Raw genomic sequence first — 18801 nt, forward strand, 5'->3', positions numbered from 1 at the left:
TCACGACGACGACCCCCCGAGCCCGCTGGCGGACCCCCAGCCCGCCGCCCCCCCCCCCCCCGCCGCCGAGGAGCAGCCCGCCGACGAGCGGGCCGTCGTCGAGACCGCCGAGGACACCGACGAGGACGCGGCCGACGCCGACCGGGACGACGCCGACCGGGACGAGGCCGACCGGGACGAGGCCGACCGCGAGGACGGCGACCGCGAGGACGCCGACCGCGACGAGACCGCCGGCGGCAGCCGGCGCCGCCGCCGGGGCCGCCGCGGCCGCGGCCGGGGGCGCAGCGGGGACGACTCCGCGGACGCCGACGCCGACGCCGACACCGACGCCGACGAGGAGGCTCCCGAGCGCGCCATCGACGACGAGGACGCCGAGGACGAGGACACTGACGCCGAGGCGGCCGAGGACGCCGAGGGCGAGGACGGCGAGGGCGCCGAGGGCACCTCGACCACGCGGCGCCGCCGCCGGCGCCGCCGCCGCGGCGGGGACGGCGAGGCGTCCGCGGCCGAGGACGACGACGACCGCCCCGAGCGCGCCGGCCGCAACGGCCGCAGCACCAGCGACGACGACGTCCGCGGGGTCACCGGCTCCACCCGGCTGGAGGCCAAGCGCCAGCGCCGCCGCGAGGGGCGGGACAGCGGCCGCCGCCGCGCGCCGATCCTCACCGAGGCAGAGTTCCTCGCCCGCCGCGAGGCGGTGGAGCGCCGGATGGTGATCCGCCAGCGCGGCGAGCGCACCCAGATCGCCGTCCTCGAGGACGGCGTGCTGGTCGAGCACTACGTCACCCAGGCGCAGGCGACGTCGTTCGCCGGGAACGTCTACCTCGGCCGGGTGCAGAACGTGCTGCCCAGCATGGAGGCGGCGTTCGTCGACATCGGCAAGGGCCGCAACGCCGTCCTGTACGCCGGCGAGGTCAACTGGGACGCCGCCGGGCTCAGCGGCAAGCAGCGCTCGATCGAGCAGGCGCTCAAGTCCGGCGACAAGGTGCTGGTGCAGGTCACCAAGGACCCGATCGGCCACAAGGGCGCCCGGCTGACCCAGCAGGTCAACCTGCCCGGCCGGTTCCTGGTCTACGTGCCCGGCGGGTCGATGACCGGCATCAGCCGCAAGCTGCCCGACACCGAGCGGCAGCGCCTCAAGGACATCCTCAAGAAGATCGTCCCCGACGACGCCGGCGTGATCATCCGGACCGCCGCGGAGGGCGCCTCGGAGGAGGAGCTCACCCGCGACGTCGCCCGGCTGCAGGCGCAGTGGGAGGTCATCAAGCAGAAGTCGGAGTCCTCGAACAACGCCCCGACGCTGCTCTACGGCGAGCCCGACCTCGCCATCCGGGTTATCCGCGACGTCTTCAACGAGGACTTCAGCGAGCTCGTCGTCCAGGGCGACGACGCGTGGGACACCGTCGAGGCCTACGTCGCGCACGTCTCCCCGGAGCTCACCGGTCGGCTGACCCGGCACACCGGCGAGGGCGACGTCTTCCGCGACCTGCGCATCGACGAGCAGCTGGCCAAGGCGCTGGACCGCAAGGTGTGGCTGCCCTCGGGCGGCTCGCTGGTCATCGACCGCACCGAGGCGATGACGGTCATCGACGTCAACACCGGCAAGTTCACCGGGTCCGGCGGCAACCTCGAGCAGACCGTCACGCGCAACAACATGGAGGCGGCCGAGGAGATCGTCCGCCAGCTCCGGCTGCGCGACGTCGGCGGCATCATCGTCATCGACTTCATCGACATGGTGCTGGAGAGCAACCGGGACCTGGTGCTGCGGCGGCTGACCGAGTGCCTGGGCCGCGACCGCACCAAGCACCAGGTCGCCGAGGTCACCTCGCTGGGCCTGGTGCAGATGACCCGCAAGCGGGTGGGCCAGGGCCTGCTCGAGGTGTTCTCCGAGCCGTGCGAGCACTGCCGCGGCCGCGGCGTCCTCGTGCACACCGACCCGGTCGACGACCGCCGTCGCGGCGGCAACGGCTCCGGCGGGCACGGCCCGGGCTCCGGCAACGGCGGCCGGCGCGACCAGGGCGGCCGCAAGGACGCCGAGCGCACCGAGCGCAAGGAGACCGACCGCAAGGACGCCGAGCGCAGGGAGACCGAGCGGACCGAGGCCGAGGCCACGGCGCCCGAGACCGGGCCCGACGCCGCCGAGAACGGCGAGGGCCAGCGGTCCGGCGGCGGGCGGCGCAACCGGGGACGGCGCAACCGCGGCCAGGCCGGTGAGGAGCGCGCCGCCGAGGACGCCGCGGTGCTCGCCGCCGCCTCCGCCGACGACCCGTCCGACGCCGGGACCGCCGACGCCGGGACCGCCGGCGCCGGGAGCTCCGGGGAGGCCGCCGTGGAGGAGGCCCCCGAGGTCGAGGTCACGGCCGCCGTCGGCGCCGAGGTCCCGGGCGCCGAGGTGACCGAGCCGGAGGAGACGGCCCGGCCCGAGGCCGCCGAGCCCGGGACCGTCGAGCCCAAGACCGTCGAGCCCGGGACCGTCGAGCCCGGGACCGTCGAGCCCGGGACCGCCGAGCCCGGGTCCGTCGAGCCCGGGACCGCCGAGCCCGGGTCCGCGGAGCCGGAGGACGCGGGCGAGGCCGACCCCGCCCTGCTGGTCACCGACGCCGCCGTCCCGGCGGACGCCGCCTCCGCGGAGCCGCAGGGCGCCGCCGAGGAGGAGGCGGTCCCCGCGGGCGCCGGCCCCGACGACCCGGCCGCGGACCCGCAGGCCCCCGGCAGCCCGGCCCCGGCCGGGGAGACCCCCGCGGCCGAGGCCCAGCCGCCGGTGGCCGACGACGGCACCGGTGCCGCGGTGGGCGGGGCCCGCCCGCGCCGCCGCCGCGCCGCCAGCCGCCCGGCCGGCCCGCCGGCCAGCTAGGCCCTCCGGGCAGCCGGGGCCGCGTTCGACCCGGTCCCGGCTGCTCGGGTACGCTGGTCGGGTTGCACCGCCCCGGACCGGGTCTCCCGGTCCCGCGCAGGCGGAGCGGCCCGTCCAGCACCCGGCGCCCGCGCCGGGGTGTGCGCAGGACGCAGCGCGGGACAGACAGCAGCGATCGAGGAGTTCAGTGGTGTACGCAGTCGTGAAGGCCGGGGGCCGGCAGCACAAGGTGGCCGTGGGCGACCGGTTCACGGTCAACCGTCTCGCGGGTGAGGCGGGCGACACCGTCACCCTCCCGGCCCTGCTCCTGGTCGACGGCGAGACCGTCACCAGTGACGCGCAGGCGCTGGCCGGCGTGACCGTGACCGGCGAGATCGTCGGCCATGGCAAGGGCCCGAAGATCCGCATCCACAAGTTCAAGAACAAGACGGGCTACCACAAGCGTCAGGGCCACCGTCAGCCGCTGACCGACGTGGTCGTCCGCGACATCACGAAGGGCTGACGACGACATGGCACACAAGAAGGGCGCCTCGTCCTCCCGCAACGGCCGCGACTCGAACGCCCAGCGCCTCGGCGTCAAGCGCTTCGGCGGCCAGGTCGTCAAGGCCGGCGAGATCATCGTGCGCCAGCGCGGCACCCACTTCCACCCGGGCCTGGGCGTCGGCCGCGGCGGCGACGACACGCTGTTCGCGCTGACCCCCGGTGCGGTCACCTTCGGCACCAGTCGGGGGCGCAAGACCGTCTCGATCACCACGGTCGAGGCCTGAACCCGTCGGGTTCGAGGGACAGCACGCGACGAGCGCACGGGCCGGCCGGCCCGTGCGCTCGTCGTCGTTGAGCGAGCAGTGAGCAGGTAGAGCAGAGATGGCCGCGTTCGTCGACCGCGTCGTCGTGCACGTCGCCGCGGGCAACGGGGGTCACGGCGTCGCGTCCGTGCACCGCGAGAAGTACAAGCCCCTCGGTGGCCCCGACGGCGGCAACGGAGGGGACGGCGGCGACGTCGTCCTCGAGGTGGACCCCAGCGTCCACACGCTCCTGGACTTCCACCACCGCCCCCACCAGAAGGCGGGCAACGGCCGACCCGGCGCGGGCAGCCACCGGAACGGCGCGCGCGGCGAGGACCGCGTGCTGCGCGTCCCCGAGGGCACCGTCGTCAGCGTCGGCGGCGAGGTGGTCGCCGACCTCATGGGCGCCGGCACCCGCGTCGTGCTCGCGCACGGCGGCAAGGGCGGGCTGGGCAACGCCGCGCTGGCCAACCCGCGGCGCAAGGCCCCCGGCTTCGCGCTGCTCGGGGAGCCGGGGGAGGGCCTCGACGCCGTCCTCGAGCTCAAGAGCGTCGCCGACGTCGGGCTGGTCGGGTTCCCCTCGGCGGGCAAGTCCTCGCTGATCGCGGCGATGTCCGCGGCCCGGCCCAAGATCGCCGACTACCCGTTCACCACGCTGGTGCCCAACCTCGGCGTCGTCCGCGCCGGCGACACGGTGTTCACGATGGCCGACGTGCCCGGGCTGATCCCGGGCGCGGCCACCGGCAAGGGTCTGGGCCTGCAGTTCCTCCGCCACGTCGAGCGCTGCGCGGTGCTCGTGCACGTGATCGACATGGCGACGCTCGAGCCCGGCCGCGACCCGGAGAGCGACATCGACGCGCTCGAGCAGGAGCTGGCCGAGTACGGCGGCGAGGAGCTGGACCTGGTGGGCCGGCTGCGGTTCGCCGTCCTCAACAAGATCGACGTGCCGGACGGCCGCGAGCTGGTCGACCTCGTCCGCCCGGCGCTGGAGGAGCGCGGACTGCGGGTGTTCCCGGTCAGCGCCGCGACGGGGGAGGGGCTGGCCGAGCTCGGCTACGCGCTGGGCGCCGCCGTCGAGCAGTACCGCGCGTCGCTGCCGGCGCCCGAGCCGGTCCGCATCACCCTGACGCCGCGCGCCGTCGACGACTCCGGCTTCACCGTCGCCTTCGACGCCGAGGACGAGGCCTACGTCGTCCGCGGCGTGAAGCCCGAGCGCTGGGTGCGGCAGACCGACTTCACCAACGACGAGGCGGTCGGCTACCTCGCCGACCGGCTCAACCGGCTCGGCGTCGAGGACGAGCTCATGAGGCTCGGCGCGCAGGAGGGCGACACCGTCGTCATCGGCGACGTCGCGTTCGACTTCGCTCCCAGCCTCCCCGCCGGCACGCCGCTGGCCGAGGAGACCGCGGGCCTCGGCGGCCGCGGCACCGACAACCGCATCGACGCGCCGCACCGCGTGCGCGCGGCCGAGCGGCTCGCGGCGAAGAAGGCCCGCCGGGTGCCGTACGAGCTCACCGAGACCTGGACCGACGACGACCTGCCCGGCGGCGACCACCCCGAGGGGGACGAGTGACCGCCCGTCCGCAGGTCGCCGGCGCATCCCGCGTCGTCGTCAAGGTCGGGTCCTCGTCGCTGACCACGCTGCCCGGCGGGCTGGACGCCGACCGGCTCGCCGCGCTGGTCGACGTCCTCGCCGCGGTGCGGGCGCAGGGCCGCGAGGTGGTGCTGGTTTCCTCCGGCGCGATCGCCGCGGGCCTGGCGCCGCTCGGCGTCGAGGGCCGGCCGCGCGACCTCGCGACGGCGCAGGCGGCGGCCAGCGTCGGCCAGCTGCGGCTGGTGCAGACCTACGCCGACGCCTTCGACCGGCACGGCGTCACCGTCGGGCAGGTGCTGCTGACCGCCGACGACCTCACCCGCCGCGGGCACTACCGCAACGCCCGGCAGACGCTGGAGCGGCTGCTCACCCTCGGCGTGATCCCGATCGTCAACGAGAACGACACCGTCGCCACCGACGAGATCCGCTTCGGCGACAACGACCGGCTCGCCGCCCTCGTGGCGCACGTGGCCGCCGCCGACGCGCTGGTGCTGCTGTCCGACGTCGACGGCGTCTACGACGGCGACCCGCGCACCGGCCCTGCGCAACTGCTCGACACCGTCCGCGGCCCCGGCGACCTCGCCGCGGTGACCCTCGGCACCGCCCGGCGCAACGGCGTCGGCACCGGCGGCATGGCCACCAAGGTCGAGGCGGCGCTCATCGCCTCGGGCGCGGGGGTGCCGGTCGTGGTCACCTCCACGCCGCAGGCCGCGGCCGCGCTGGCCGGCGAGCGGGTCGGCACGCTGTTCGAGCCGTCGGGCCGCCGTCCCTCGGGCCGGCAGTTCTGGCTGCGCTACGCCAGCCGGCCGCGCGGGCGGCTGGTGCTCGACGACGGCGCGGTGCGCGCGGTCCGCGAGCGGCACGCCTCGCTGCTGGCCGCCGGGGTGACCGGCGTCGACGGCGACTTCCTGGCCGACGACCCGGTCGAGCTCGTGGGGCCCGACGGCACCGTCGTCGCCCGCGGGCTGGTCGCCTACGACGCCCGGGAGATGCCGGCGCTGCTCGGCCGCCGCACCACCGACCTCGACCCGGAGTACCGGCGCGAGGTGGTGCACCGCGACGAGATGGTGCTGGTCGGGCGGCCGCGGACGGCTGCGAGACTGCCCGGGTGACGATCCGCCCCATCCGCGAGCTCGGTGACCCCGTGCTCCGCACGCCCGCCGACGAGGTGCGGGCCTTCGACAAGGAACTGGCCGCCCTGGTCCGCGATCTCGAGGAGACCGTCGACCACCCCGGCCGCGCCGGGCTGGCCGCCCCGCAGATCGGGGTGAGCGCCCGGGTGTTCAGCTACAACGTCGACGGCGAGATCGGCCACCTGGTCAACCCGCGGGTCGTGGAGCTGTCGGAGGAGACCCAGGACGGCGACGAGGGCTGCCTGTCCATCCCGGGGCTCTGGGCGCCCACGGTGCGGGCGATGTCCGCCGTCGTCGAGGGCTTCGACGTGCACGGGGAGCCGCTGCGGCTGTCGGGCACCGGGCTCATGGCCCGCTGCCTGCAGCACGAGGTGGACCACCTCGACGGGAAGGTGTTCCTCGACCGGCTCGCCGGCGAGGCCCGCAAGGCCGCCCTGCGGGCGCTGCGCGACCGCTAGCCGGGCCCTACGGTCGGGTCCCGTGACCGACCTCGCCACCCGCGCCCGGACCCTCCTCGACCTGCACACCGCCCCGGAGATCCTCGTCCTCACCAACGTGTGGGACGTGGTCTCCGCGCAGGTGGTGGCCGCCACCGAGGGCGTGCGCGCCCTCGCCACCGCCAGCCACGGCATCGCCGCCACCTTCGGCTACGAGGACGGCGAGAACATCCCGCTGGAGCTGCACCTGGACATGGTCGGCCGGATCGCCGCCGCGGTGGACCTGCCGGTCAGCATGGACATGGAGGCCGGCTACGGCGATGCCGGGGAGACCGCCCGACGCGCCATCGAGAAGGGCGTCGTCGGCGGCAACCTCGAGGACCAGATGAAGCCGCTCGACGAGGCCGTGGCCGCCGTCGAGGCGGTGGTGCGGGCCGGCCGGGACGCCGGCATCGAGTTCGTGCTCAACGCCCGCACCGACACCTTCGTCCGCGCCGCCAAGGGTGCCGACCGCGGCGAGCTCGTCGCCGAGGCGATCCGCCGCGGGAAGGCCTACCTCGAGGCCGGCGCCCCGGTCGTGTTCGTGCCCGGGCTGATCAGGCGCGAGGAGATCGAGACGGTCGTCGAGGGTCTGGGCCGCAACAAGCTGACGCTGATCAGCGTGCCCGGCCGGTCGCTGCCGGCCCGCGAGATGCAGGAGCTCGGCGTCGCCCGCGTCTCCACCGGCCCGTTCACCCAGCGGGTCGCGCTCACTGCGCTGCAGGACGCCGTCGTCGAGATGGTCGGCGGCGGCGTCCTGCCGCCCGGCACCCGCGCGCTCAACTGACCCGGCGGGTCACCGGGCCGCCACGCCGGCGGGGACGACCGCCCCACCGGCCGGGACCACCAGGCCGCGGACGTCGAACCGGGTCACGAGCTCGGGCGGGTGCGGCCGCCCCGCCAGGACCTCGTCGACCAGCGGTCCGATGACCTCGCGGCCGTAGCGGTCGTACTGCTCGCGGGAGTCCCACACCTCGATCACCCGCAACCCGTCGGCGGTCGGCCAGGTGAGGTGCACCAGCCGTCCGTCGAACTCCCCACCGGTGCGCTCCAGCAGGAGCCGGTGCACGGTGTCGTACAGCTCCACCAGGTCGTACGGCTGCCCCGCCGGTGCGGTCACGTCCTCGATCACCGCCCAGACCATCTCGTCCCCCTCGACGAACTGAGCCCCGCGGTCAGATGACGACGCCGGCGCGGGGGAGCACCAGGCCGCGGACCTCGAACTCGGTGGACACCGAGGCCGGGGGCTCCTGTCCCCGCAGCACCTCGGCGAACGCCGGCTCGATGACCGCCCGGTTCGCGCGCTCCAGGTCCTCCCGCGACTCCCACACGTCGATCGCCTGGAACCCGTCCGCGGTGGGCCGGACCAGGTGCAGCAGTAGGCCGTCGAAGGCCGGGCCGTTCCGCTCCAGCATCGCCGCGTGCACCGCGTCGTAGAGCTCGACCGGTGCGGACACGTCCGTGATCACGCCCAGGGTCATGACGTCCTCCTCACTCCCTCCCGGCGGCCGTCCGCCGCCGGCAGCCGTCGCGCGCCCTCGCCGGAGAGCCGGTGCACCGTCGCGGTGCGCCCGGTGACCAGCAGCAGGAGGTCACCCGTCGTGCCCTCGACCGGGGCGCCCTCGCCCAGCACGAGGTCGCTGTCGGTGGCCCGCAGCTGCAGTCCGGCCAGCCGCTTCCGCGCCCGGAACGGGAAGCCCATGTCCCAGCCCCGCCGCGCCGCCACGGCCGCGGGGGCCGGCGGGACCGGCCGCTCCCGGCCCAGCGGGACGGCGATGTCCTGCCCGTGCACGAGGACGTCGAGGAGCGGCTCGATCGGGGAGATGAACGGCGCCCGACGCCGTGATCCGACCATCGCCCGGATCCGCCGGCCGTACTCGTCGTCGGGCAGCGGGCCGACGCGCAGCGCCGTGTCCCGGATGATCCGGTTGAAGCTGCCGCCCGCCCGGATCGCCGGGACGACCAGGTCCCGGAGTCCCGTCTGCGCCAGCGTCAGGTGCGCCGCGACGTCGCGCACCCGCCAGGCCTCGCACAGGGACGGGGTCTCCCACTCGGCCGGCGACAGGTCGTCGAGCAGATCGGCCAGGCTCGCCCGCTGGGAGTCGGTCCAGCGCCACACGTCGTCGAGGTCCACGACGGCCCCCTCGGTGTTGGTAAGATGGTCTGACCATTCAGTCAGATCGTCTGACCAACGTCAAGGGGGATCGTGAGCGTCCGAGACGAGGTCCGGCAGGACGGGGACCGCCCGGGCCGGGAGCAGGAGCAGCAGAACCTGGCCCTGCTCTGCTTCTACCCGCACCGCGCGATGGAGGCCCGGCTGCTCGCGACGATGGCGGCCGAGGGCTTCGACGACCTCACGCTCGCCCAGGGCCGCATCGCCGCCCGGATCGGCCCGGCCGGCACCCGGCTGACCGACCTCGCCGCGCAGGCGCTGGTGACCAAGCAGACCGCCGGCCACCTCGTCGACCAGCTCGAGCGGGCGGGCTACGTGCGCCGCGTGCCCGACCCCACCGACGCCCGCGCCCGGCTGGTGCAGATCGCCGAGCGGGGCCAGGAGCTGGTGGCGCTCGCCCGCCGGGTGGAGGCCGAGGTCGAGGCCGAGTGGACGGCGTACCTGGGGGAGGAGACCACGGCCCAGCTGCGGGCGGCGCTCACCCGGCTGCGCGAGGTGACCGACCCCTACCGCTGAGCGGCGGTGCAGCTGCCGCAGGTCCCGAAGACCTCCAGCTGGTGCTGCACGTCGGCGAAGCCGTGCTCGGCGGCGACCCTCGCGGCCCAGCGCTCCACCGGCGGGTCGGCGACCTCCACGGTGGTCCCGCACGAGCGGCAGACCAGGTGGTGGTGGTGCACCGGCGAGCAGCGCCGGTAGGCGGCCTCGCCGTCCTCGCCGCGCAGCACGTCGACCAGGCCGTCGTCGACCAGCGCCTGCAGGGACCGGTAGACGGTGGCCAGGCCGACCGCGTCGCCGCGCTCGCGCAGCAGGGCGTGCAGGTCCTGGGCGGTGCGGAACCCGTCGAGCTCCTCGAGCAGGGCCATGACCGCGGTCCGCTGGCGCGTCTGGCGGCGGACCGGCACCTCGGGCGCGCTCACGGCCGCTCCGTCCCGACCGGCGGCGGGGCGGCGTGCTCGGTGTGCTCGTCGTAGTGCACGCCCGTGCCGGTGCGGTGCGGTGCGTGCAGGTGCCCGTCGTGGTCGTAGTCGACGTGGTCGCCGTGCGGCACCGGGCGGTGCCCGCAGCCGTCGCCGTGCTCGTGCGGGTGCGCGGCGTGCACCTGCACCCGCCGGCCGTGCCGGCGCCGCGCCGTCGCCTCGCGCAGCGCCACCACCACCGTGACCAGCAGGAACAGGGCGATGGCCAGGAGCACGATCGTGCCGCCGGAGGGGGTGCCGGTGTAGTACGACGCCGCCGTCCCGGCGACGCTGACCACGACGCCGATCGCGCAGGCCAGGTACAGGGTGGCGCGGAAGCTGCGCCCGACCAGCTGGGCGACCGCGCTCGGCAGGATCATCAGCGCGCTGATCAGCAGCAGGCCGACCACGCGCATCGACAGCACCACGGTCGAGGCGACCAGCGCGGCCAGCACCACGTTGAGCGGCAGCACCGGCAGGCCGACCGCGCGGGCGTACTCCTCGTCGTCGCTGACCGCGTACAGCCGCTGGCCGAGTAGCCACACCACGGCGAGCACGACGACGGTGATGACGGCGAACACGGCGACGTCGGCGGCGGTCGTCGTGGTGATCGCGCCGAACAGGTACGCGTCGAGGTTGGTGGCCTGCCCGCGCGGCGCCAGCGACAGCAGCACCACGCCGCCGGCGATGCCGCCGTAGAACAGCACCGCGAGGGCGACGTCGCCGCTGGTCCGCCCGCGCGCGCGGACCAGCTCGATGAGCACCGCGCCCAGCACGGCGGCGACCAGCGCCGTCCCCACCGGCGCGGTGGAGGTGAGCACCCCGATGCCGACGCCGGTCAGCGCGACGTGCCCGAGGCCGTCGCCGAGCAGCGACAGCCGGCGCTGCACCAGGAAGACGCCGACGGCGGGCGCGACCAGGCCGACCATCAGCGAGGCCAGCAGCGCCCGCTGCATGAACCCGTACTCGAGCAGCTCCACGTCAGCGGCTCCCGTGGCGCACGCGGACGGCGTCCGGCGCCGGCCGCGGCTGGTCCAGGCGGTAGCCGCGGGCCGCCGGCGCGGCGGCCTCCTCGGGGTGGTGGCAGTCCGGGCCGGCGGGTCCGGCGCCGGCCAGCGGCCCGTCGTAGGTGAGCCGGCCGGAGTCGACGACCACCGCGCGCGAGAGCACGCCCGCGAGCGGGCCGGTCTCGTGGGTCACGACGACGAGTGTCGTCCCGGCGGCCGCGACGCGGGCCAGCACCGCGGCCAGCGCGGCCTGGCTGGCGGCGTCGACGCCGGCGGTCGGCTCGTCCATGACCAGCAGCTCCGGCTCGGCGGCCAGCGCCCGGGCCACCAGCACCCGGCGCTGCTGGCCGCCGGAGAGGGAGGCGACCGGGTCCTCCAGCCGGTCGGCGAGGCCCACGGCGTCGACCGCCTCGGCGACGGCGGCCCGGTCGCGCGGGCCGAGCCGGCGGAACAGGCCCAGCCGCGGCAGCCGGCCGACGCCGACCACCTCGCGCACGGTGGCCGGCATCGCGCCGCTGACGGTGTGCCGCTGCGGGACGTAGCCCACGCGCCCGCGCTCACGCTGCCGGCCGACCGGGGCGCCGAGCACCTCGACGGTGCCGCCGAGGACGGTGGCCAGGCCCAGCACGCCCCGCATGAGGGTGGTCTTGCCCGAGCCGTTGGAGCCGAGGACCGCCACGGCCTCGCCGCGCCGGACGGTCAGGCCGGCGTCGCGGACGATGGCCACGTCGCCGTAGCCGATCGTGGCGCCGGCCAGCCGGAGCGCGGCGTCGTTCATGCGCAGCCCTGTCCCTCCTGCAGCGTGGCGAGGTCCGCGCGCATGACCGCGAGGTAGTCGTCCCCGGCCGACTCGTCGGTGAGGCCCTCGAGCGGGTCGAGGACGGCGGTTCGCACACCGGCCTCCTCGGCGACGGTCTCGGCCACGGCGGGGTCGACGAGGGTCTCGGTGTAGACGGTCGTCACCCCGCGCTCCCGGACCAGCGTAGAGATCTCGGCCAGCTGCGCCGGGCCGGGCTCGGTCGACGGGCTCAGCCCGCTGACGCCGACCACGTCGAGGCCGTACCGCTCGCCGAGGTAGCCGAACGCGTCGTGCGCGGTGACCAGCGTGGTCACCGCGCAGTCCGCCAGGCCCTGCTCCATCTCGGCGTCGAGGGCCTCCAGGTCGGTGCGCAGCGCCGCGGCGTTCTCCCGGTAGGTGTCCGCGCCGTCGGGGTCGACCTCGGCCAGCCGGTCGGCCAGGGCGTCGCCGACGTCGGCCAGCCGGGTGGGGTCGAGCCAGAAGTGCGGGTCGACGGCCTCGCCGTCCTCGCCGGCGTGCTCCTCCCCGCTCTCGCCCCCGTGGCCGTGCTCCTCGGCGGCCGGCGACAGGTCGGCGGCCTCGCCGGCGTCCCAGGCGGCGTCCCCGGCCTCGTCGACGGCCTCGTCGAGGCCGGGCTGGAAGCCGGCGAGGTAGACGACCAGGTCGGCCTCCGTCAGTGACGCGACGTCCTGCGGGGTGAGCTCCAGGTCGTGCGGCTCGGCGCCCGGCGGGGTGAGCGACTCGACGTCGACGCGGTCGCCGCCGACCCGCTCGGCCGCCCACTGCAGGGGGTAGAAGGCGGCCTCGACCGAGACGCCGTCCGCGGCCGCGGCCTCGTCCTCCCCGGCGGAGCCGCACGCGGCCAGCAGCAGCGCGGTGGCGGCGGCGGTGGTCGCGGCGAGGACCCGCGTCGTCGTGGTCATGAGAACCATTCTCACACAGCGGCGGAGGTGCCTGGCCGAAGGGGGCGGCGCGTACCCTGCGGGGGGTGTCCGACGCCGCCGACCTGCCGCTGATCGGGGCCGCCGCGCTGCGCGCCCGCGCCGCGTCCCGCGTCCTGCGCACCCTCCCGACCGACGTCAAGGACGCCGCGCTCACCGCGATGGCCGAGGCGCTGGTCGAGCGGACCGACGAGGTGCTGGCCGCCAACGCCCGGGACGTCGCGGCCGCCGGGGCCGACGGCACGCCGGCGTCGGTGCTCGACCGGCTGCGGCTGGACGCCGGGCGGGTGGCCGGCGTGGCCGCCGCCCTGCGCGAGCTGGTCGCCCTGCCCGACCCGGTCGGCGACGTCGTCCGCGGCTCGCGGCTGCCCAACGGGCTGGAGCTGCGGCAGGTCCGGGTGCCCTTCGGCGTGGTCGGGATCGTCTACGAGGCCCGCCCGAACGTGACCGTCGACGCCGCCGGCCTGTGCCTCAAGAGCGGCAACGCGGCGCTGCTGCGCGGCTCGGCCTCGGCGTACCGCACCAACCTCGCGCTGGTCGCCGTGCTCATGGAGGCCGGCCAGAAGGCCGGGCTGCCCGAGGGCTCGGTCGAGCTGCTGCCGGCCGACCGCGCCTCGGTGGGCGAGCTGCTGTCCGCGCGCGGGCACGTCGACCTCGTCATCCCGCGCGGCGGCGCCTCGCTCATCCAGCGGGTGGTCCGCGAGGCGCAGGTCCCGGTGATCGAGACCGGCGTCGGCAACTGCCACGTCTACGTCGACGCCTCCGCCGACCCGGCGATGGCCGAGGCGATCGTGCTCAACTCCAAGACCCACCGGGTGAGCGTCTGCAACTCCGCGGAGACGCTGCTCGTGCACCGCGACGTGCCGTTCCTCCCGCGGCTGCTCACCGCCCTGGCCGACGCCGGCGTCACCCTGCACGGCGACCAGGCGACGATCGACGCCGCCGCGCAGTCCGGTCTCCAGGCCGTCGTCCCGGCCACCGACGAGGACTGGGCCACCGAGTACCTGTCGATGGACATGGCGGTGCGCGTCGTCGACGACCTGCCGGCCGCGCTCGAGCACATCGCGCGGTGGGGGAGCGGGCACAGCGAGGCGATCGTCGCCGACTCCGCGTCGGCCATCGCCGCGTTCACCGCCGGCGTCGACGCCGCGGCCGTCCTGGTCAACGCCTCCACCCGGTTCACCGACGGTGGCGAGTTCGGCTTCGGCGCCGAGATCGGCATCTCCACCCAGAAGCTGCACGCGCGCGGGCCGCTGGGCCTGCCCGAGCTGACCAGCACCACCTACGTCGTCACCGGGAACGGCCACACCCGCTGATCCCGGACCTGGACCCGAGGAGCCGCATGCCCCGCCCGCCGACCCAGTCGCCGCAGTTCTCCTCGGTGGCCGACGTGAGCAAGCGGCTGTCGACCGCCGGGTACCTGCCCGACGCGCAGATCGCGACGACGGTCTTCCTCGCCGACCGGCTGGGCAAGCCGCTGCTGGTCGAGGGCCCGGCGGGCACCGGCAAGACCGAGCTGGCCAAGGCGCTGGCCGCGGCCACCGGCTCGGAGCTGATCCGGCTGCAGTGCTACGAGGGCCTGGACGAGGCGCGGGCGCTGTACGAGTGGAACTACAAGAAGCAGCTGCTGCGGATCCAGGCCGCGCAGGGCGGGGACGGCGCGGACTGGGACACCGTCCACGACGACATCTTCGGCGAGGAGTTCCTGCTCTCCCGGCCGCTGCTGACCGCGATCCGGCGCACCGAGCCGACCGTGCTGCTCATCGACGAGACCGACAAGGCCGACGTCGAGGTCGAGGGCCTGCTGCTGGAGGTGCTCAGCGACTTCCAGGTGACGATCCCCGAGCTCGGCACGGTGACCGCGACCCGCCGGCCGACCGTCGTCCTCACCTCCAATGCCACCCGCGAGCTGTCCGAGGCGCTGAAGCGGCGCTGCCTGTACCTGTCGCTGGACTACCCCTCCGCCGATCGGGAGCGGGAGATCGTGCTCTCCCGGGTGCCCGACCTCGCGCCGGGGCTGGCCGAGCAGCTGGTGCGCACCATCCGGGCGCTGCGGGCGATGGAGCTGAAGAAGTCGCCGTCGATCTCCGAGACCCTCGACTGGGCGCAGACGCTGCTCGAGCTGGGCCTGGACACCCTCGACGAGACGGCGGTGCGCTCGACGCTCGGCGTGGTGCTCAAGCACGCCAGCGACCAGGACCGCGCCGCCGCCGAGCTGCGGCTCAACTGATGTCCGCGCCGTCGGTGTCCCCCGGGGGGCTGGCCGGTCACCTCGACGGCTTCGTGCGGGCGGTGCGGGAGGCCGGCATCCCGGTCGGGATCAGCCAGGCCGTCGACGCCGCGGAGATCCTCACCGTCGTCGACCTGCTCGACCGCGACCAGCTGCGGCACGGGCTGGCGGCGGTGCTGCTGCAGCGCGCCTCGCAGCGCCCGGCCTACGACGTGCTGTTCGACCTGTGGTGGCCGCTGTCGGACCGGCCCGCTCCCGGCTCCACCGACGACGCGGACCCCGCCGACGGCGAGCCGGACGCCGACGACGGCTCGACCCTGGACCTGCCCGACGGGCACGGCGACGGCGACGGGCGCGACCTGGCACAGCGGATGCGCGAGCAGCTCGCCAGGCTGCTGCTCGAGGGCGACGACGAGGCGCTGCGCCGGTTCGCCCGCCAGGCGGTCGAGCAGCTCGGGCGGGCGCCGGCGTCGCCGTCGGGGCAGTCCTACTTCGGCTACCGGGTGATGCGGGCGCTGTCGCCGGACACCCTGGTCACGCAGCTGCTGGCCGGGCTGCTCGGCGACGGCGGCCGCGGCGGGCTGGCCGAGCAGGTGGCCCGGCAGACCGTCCGCGAGCGGCTGACCGCCTTCCGCACCGCCGTCGACGCCGAGGTGCGCCGCCGGGCCGCGGCCGACCGCGGGCGCGACCGGGTGGCGAAGAGCGCGGTGCGGCCGCTGGCCGAGCAGGTCGACTTCCTGCGCGCCCAGCAGTCCGACCTCGCCGAGCTGCGGCGCGCGGTGGCGCCGCTGGCCCGCCGGCTCGCGGTGCGGCTGTCCGCGCGGCGGCGGATGGGCCGCCAGGGGCGGCTGGACTTCCGCAAGACGGTGCGCGCCTCCCTCGGCACCGGCGGGGTGCCCGTGGTCACCCACCACCGGCCGCGCAAGGTGCACAAGCCCGAGCTGGTCGTGCTCTGCGACGTCAGCGGCTCGGTGGCCGGGTTCAGCCACTTCACGCTGATGCTCACCCAGGCGCTGCGCGAGCACTTCTCCGGCGTCCGGACGTTCGCCTTCGTCGACTCCACCGACGAGGTGACCCGGTTCTTCCGGCCCGGCGCCGACGTCGCCGGCGCCGTCGCGCGGATCGGCCGCGAGGCCGACGTCGTCGCCTTCGACGGGCACAGCGACTACGGCAACGCCCTGGAGGTGTTCGCCGACCGCTGGCCCACCGCCGTCGGGCCGAGGACCTCGCTGCTGGTGCTCGGCGACGGGCGGACCAACTACCGCCGGCCCGGCCTGCCGGTGCTCGCCGACCTGGTCCGCCGCGCCCGCTCGGCGCACTGGCTCAACCCCGAGCCGCGGCGGCTGTGGGGGAGCGGCGACTCCGCCGCCGACCGCTACGGCGAGGTCATCGACATGGTCGAGTGCCGCAACGCCACCCAGCTGGCGGAGTTCGTCACCACCCTCTGACACCACCCGGTCACGGCGACACGCCCGGGGGACCCGTTTACGAGACCTCTCGTAACCGGTGGCCGGGTGGGCCGTTGGTCAGCGCGGGCACCGAGGCGCGACGCGGTGCCCGGCCGGTGCTCCCGTCGTCGCGGGCGGGGGCGCAGGCGGCGCGACCGACGGCACGGGGGTGCCGGTCGCGACCGGGACGGTCCCGTCCCGACGGCCGGGGGCGGAGGCGCCCCGCGCCCGGCCGTCCGGGACCGGGTCCGCCGGGTGCAGCCGGGCCGCCCGTGCGGCGCCCGGATAGGCTCGATCGGTGGCGGGAACCCGGATCGGCGTGATGGGTGGGACGTTCGACCCCATCCACCACGGGCACCTGGTCGCCGCCAGCGAGGTGGCCGGGCTGTTCGGTCTCGACGAGGTGGTCTTCGTCCCCACCGGCCAGCCCTGGCAGAAGACCGAGCGCGAGGTCAGCCCCGCCGAGGACCGCTACCTCATGACCGTCATCGCCACCGCCTCCAACCCCCGGTTCTCCGTCAGCCGCGTCGACATCGACCGCGAGGGCCCGACGTACACGATCGACACGCTCACCGACCTGCACGCCCAGCGCCCCGACGCCGAGCTGTTCTTCATCACCGGCGCCGACGCGCTGGCGCAGATCCTCAGCTGGCGCGACAGCGACCGGTTCCTCCGGCTTGCCCACTTCATCGGGGTCACCCGCCCCGGGTTCGCCCTCGCCGACGGGCACCTGCCCGAGGGCGCGGTCAGCCTGGTCGAGGTCCCGGCCCTGGCGATCAGCTCCACCGACTGCCGCGACCGCGTGGCCCGCGGCATGCCGGTCTGGTACCTCGTGCCCGACGGCGTGGTGCAGTACATCGAGAAGCGCGGCCTGTACCGCGCCGGCGGCCGGCGCGCGCCGGGCCCGCGCGGCGACCGGCCCACCTACGACCGCCCCCCGGCCACCCCCGCGCACGCGGACCCGGCCGACCCCGACCCCACCGACCCACCGTCTGCCCACCTCCGGGAGGTGCCCCGATGACCGCCTCCGCCGAGGCCCGGGAGACCGCGCTGCTCGCCGCCCAGGCCGCCGCGGACAAGCTCGCCACCGACGTCTCGATCGTCGACGTCAGCGACCGCCTGGCCATCACCGACGCGTTCGTGCTCGCCGCGGCGCCCAACGAACGCCAGGTGCAGGCCATCGTCGACGAGGTCGAGGAGCGCCTGCGCCGGCACGGCGTCAAGCCGGTCCGCCGGGAGGGCGTCGCCGAGGCCCGCTGGGTGCTGCTGGACTTCGTCGACGTCGTCGTGCACGTCCAGCACGCCGAGGAGCGCGCCTACTACGCCCTCGAGCGGCTGTGGAAGGACTGCCCGACCATCCCGTTCGTCGACCGCGCCGCCCTGCCGGCCGCCGACGGCGCGCCCGCCGCGACCGGCACGCTGTCCACCGACGACGTCGACCCGGGCAGCGCCGACCCGGTCCCGCTGGCGCCCGACCCGACCGAGGACCTCACCGAGGACGACCTCACCGAGGACGACCTCACCGACGACGAGCTCGCCGACGAGGACGTCCTCGAGGGCGACCCGCTCCAGGAGGACGCCCTCGGCGGCGGCGCCGACGGGGACGTGGGGACGACCGGCCGGTGACGGCTCCCGCCAGCCTCGACCTGCCGGTGCCCCGGCTGGTCGTCTGGCGGCACGGGCGGACCGAGTGGAACGCCACCGGGCGCTTCCAGGGCCAGATGGACCCGCCGCTGGACGCGGAGGGCCGCGCCCAGGCCGCCCGCACCGCGCCGCACCTGGTGGCCGCCGGGCTGGCGGCGGGGACGACCGTCGTCGTCGCCAGCGACCTGGTCCGCGCCGCCGACACCGCCGCGGCGCTGGCCGGCCTGCTCGGCGTGCCGCTGCGGCTGGACGAGCGGCTGCGCGAGCACGGGCTGGGCTGCTGGGAGGGGCTCACCCGCGCCGAGGTCGCCGAGCGCCACCCCGAGCAGTACGCGGACTGGCTCGCGGGCCGGCCGGTGCAGGGCCGCGGCGGCGAGGAGGCCGCCGACGTCGCCCGCCGCGCGCTGGCCGCCCTGCGCGACCTGCCGCCGGCCGAGGTGGCCGTCGTCGTCACCCACGGCGGGACCGCCGGCCGGCTCGTCGAGGCCCTGCTCGAGCTCGGCCCGCAGCACCGGCGGGTGTTCGGGCCGCTGGCCAACTGCGGCTGGAGCGAGCTGGCCCGCCAGGGGGCCCGGTGGCGGCTGATGCGGCACAACGCCGTCGTGGCCGCCCTGCCCGGCCGGGTCGAGGGACCGGCCGCCGGCGTCCCGGCCGACGCCGCGGCCACGCCGGAGGGTGCCGCGCCCCCGGCCCAGGACGCCGACGCGGTCGCCTGAGGACACCTGCGCGACACCGGCCGTCCGCCTGCACGTCGGCCGCCG

At 76.1% G+C, this 18801-nt stretch carries 21 protein-coding genes; 14 read left to right on the forward strand and 7 right to left on the reverse strand.

Features of this window, described 5'->3' with window-relative positions:
- From ACI8AR_RS20105 to ACI8AR_RS20135, 7 genes are all read left to right on the forward strand, one after another.
- The coding region (locus ACI8AR_RS20105; RefSeq protein WP_457052572.1) for an Rne/Rng family ribonuclease at positions 1-2854 on the forward strand (2854 nt) is incomplete at its 5' end.
- 190 nt (positions 2855-3044) lie between these two features.
- Positions 3045-3356, forward strand: coding sequence for a 50S ribosomal protein L21 (rplU, locus tag ACI8AR_RS20110; RefSeq protein WP_110007164.1), 312 nt, complete (start codon positions 3045-3047; stop codon positions 3354-3356).
- A gap of 7 nt (positions 3357-3363) precedes the next feature.
- Complete coding sequence (gene rpmA, locus ACI8AR_RS20115; protein WP_387985394.1) at positions 3364-3621, forward strand: 50S ribosomal protein L27; 258 nt, start codon at positions 3364-3366, stop codon at positions 3619-3621.
- A gap of 97 nt (positions 3622-3718) precedes the next feature.
- On the forward strand, positions 3719-5212 hold the full coding sequence (gene obgE / locus ACI8AR_RS20120; RefSeq protein WP_457052573.1) for a GTPase ObgE: 1494 nt from the start codon (positions 3719-3721) through the stop codon (positions 5210-5212).
- Positions 5209-6345: a glutamate 5-kinase gene (gene proB, locus ACI8AR_RS20125; RefSeq protein ID WP_457052574.1), complete on the forward strand. Its 1137-nt coding sequence runs from the start codon at positions 5209-5211 to the stop codon at positions 6343-6345. Before obgE ends, proB begins: the two co-directional genes overlap by 4 nt.
- A complete protein-coding gene (gene def / locus ACI8AR_RS20130; RefSeq protein ID WP_456938639.1) occupies positions 6342-6824 on the forward strand; it encodes a peptide deformylase in 483 nt (160 codons plus the stop codon). The genes proB and def overlap by 4 nt, the downstream gene beginning before the upstream one ends.
- Positions 6825-6846: 22 nt before the next feature.
- Positions 6847-7629 (forward strand): isocitrate lyase/PEP mutase family protein, encoded by a 783-nt coding sequence (locus ACI8AR_RS20135; RefSeq protein ID WP_457052575.1) that lies wholly within the window; start codon positions 6847-6849, stop codon positions 7627-7629.
- A gap of 9 nt (positions 7630-7638) precedes the next feature.
- On the opposite strand, the gene ACI8AR_RS20140 is transcribed toward ACI8AR_RS20135, so the two are convergent.
- From ACI8AR_RS20140 to ACI8AR_RS20150, 3 genes are read right to left on the reverse strand one after another with little or no spacing between them, the layout of a single operon-like run.
- Entirely contained in the window at positions 7639-7974 is a 336-nt protein-coding gene (locus ACI8AR_RS20140) for a hypothetical protein (protein ID WP_457052576.1), read from the reverse strand.
- 43 nt (positions 7975-8017) lie between these two features.
- Positions 8018-8323 (reverse strand): hypothetical protein, encoded by a 306-nt coding sequence (locus ACI8AR_RS20145; protein ID WP_457052577.1) that lies wholly within the window; start codon positions 8321-8323, stop codon positions 8018-8020.
- Positions 8320-8976: a maleylpyruvate isomerase family mycothiol-dependent enzyme gene (locus ACI8AR_RS20150; RefSeq protein WP_457052578.1), complete on the reverse strand. Its 657-nt coding sequence runs from the start codon at positions 8974-8976 to the stop codon at positions 8320-8322. The genes ACI8AR_RS20145 and ACI8AR_RS20150 overlap by 4 nt, the downstream gene beginning before the upstream one ends.
- 72 nt (positions 8977-9048) lie before the next feature.
- Between ACI8AR_RS20150 and ACI8AR_RS20155 the strand changes: the two genes are divergently transcribed.
- Complete coding sequence (locus tag ACI8AR_RS20155) at positions 9049-9531, forward strand: MarR family winged helix-turn-helix transcriptional regulator (RefSeq protein WP_456938635.1); 483 nt, start codon at positions 9049-9051, stop codon at positions 9529-9531.
- Here the strand turns inward: ACI8AR_RS20155 and ACI8AR_RS20160 are convergent.
- From ACI8AR_RS20160 to ACI8AR_RS20175, 4 genes are read right to left on the reverse strand one after another with little or no spacing between them, the layout of a single operon-like run.
- A complete protein-coding gene (locus tag ACI8AR_RS20160) occupies positions 9522-9932 on the reverse strand; it encodes a Fur family transcriptional regulator (RefSeq protein ID WP_456927077.1) in 411 nt (136 codons plus the stop codon). The genes ACI8AR_RS20155 and ACI8AR_RS20160 overlap by 10 nt on opposite strands.
- On the reverse strand, positions 9929-10951 hold the full coding sequence (locus tag ACI8AR_RS20165; protein ID WP_456927076.1) for an iron chelate uptake ABC transporter family permease subunit: 1023 nt from the start codon (positions 10949-10951) through the stop codon (positions 9929-9931). Before ACI8AR_RS20165 ends, ACI8AR_RS20160 begins: the two co-directional genes overlap by 4 nt.
- A gap of 1 nt (position 10952) precedes the next feature.
- Entirely contained in the window at positions 10953-11756 is an 804-nt protein-coding gene (locus tag ACI8AR_RS20170; protein ID WP_457052579.1) for a metal ABC transporter ATP-binding protein, read from the reverse strand.
- Positions 11753-12700 carry a metal ABC transporter substrate-binding protein gene (locus tag ACI8AR_RS20175; protein WP_457052580.1) on the reverse strand — a complete coding sequence of 316 codons (948 nt, stop codon included), beginning with the start codon at positions 12698-12700 and terminating at the stop codon, positions 11753-11755. Before ACI8AR_RS20175 ends, ACI8AR_RS20170 begins: the two co-directional genes overlap by 4 nt.
- Positions 12701-12765: 65 nt before the next feature.
- Here ACI8AR_RS20175 and ACI8AR_RS20180 point away from each other — a divergent pair, with 65 nt between their 5' ends.
- The 6 genes from ACI8AR_RS20180 (at position 12766) to ACI8AR_RS20205 (ending at position 18756) form a co-directional block, all read left to right on the forward strand.
- The gene (locus ACI8AR_RS20180) at positions 12766-14034 is read left to right on the forward strand and encodes a glutamate-5-semialdehyde dehydrogenase (protein WP_457052581.1); all 1269 of its coding nucleotides are present in this window, start codon (positions 12766-12768) and stop codon (positions 14032-14034) included.
- 26 nt (positions 14035-14060) lie between these two features.
- Positions 14061-14948, forward strand: coding sequence for an AAA family ATPase (locus ACI8AR_RS20185; RefSeq protein WP_457052582.1), 888 nt, complete (start codon positions 14061-14063; stop codon positions 14946-14948).
- Complete coding sequence (locus ACI8AR_RS20190; RefSeq protein WP_457052583.1) at positions 14948-16396, forward strand: vWA domain-containing protein; 1449 nt, start codon at positions 14948-14950, stop codon at positions 16394-16396. The genes ACI8AR_RS20185 and ACI8AR_RS20190 overlap by 1 nt, the downstream gene beginning before the upstream one ends.
- A gap of 298 nt (positions 16397-16694) precedes the next feature.
- Positions 16695-17417: a nicotinate-nucleotide adenylyltransferase gene (nadD, locus tag ACI8AR_RS20195; RefSeq protein WP_457052584.1), complete on the forward strand. Its 723-nt coding sequence runs from the start codon at positions 16695-16697 to the stop codon at positions 17415-17417.
- Complete coding sequence (gene rsfS / locus ACI8AR_RS20200; RefSeq protein ID WP_457052585.1) at positions 17414-18022, forward strand: ribosome silencing factor; 609 nt, start codon at positions 17414-17416, stop codon at positions 18020-18022. Before nadD ends, rsfS begins: the two co-directional genes overlap by 4 nt.
- Entirely contained in the window at positions 18019-18756 is a 738-nt protein-coding gene (locus ACI8AR_RS20205; protein WP_457052586.1) for a histidine phosphatase family protein, read from the forward strand. The genes rsfS and ACI8AR_RS20205 overlap by 4 nt, the downstream gene beginning before the upstream one ends.
- Positions 18757-18801 lie beyond the last annotated feature (45 nt).

It is taken from the genome of Geodermatophilus sp. SYSU D01036 (genome assembly GCF_054050435.1).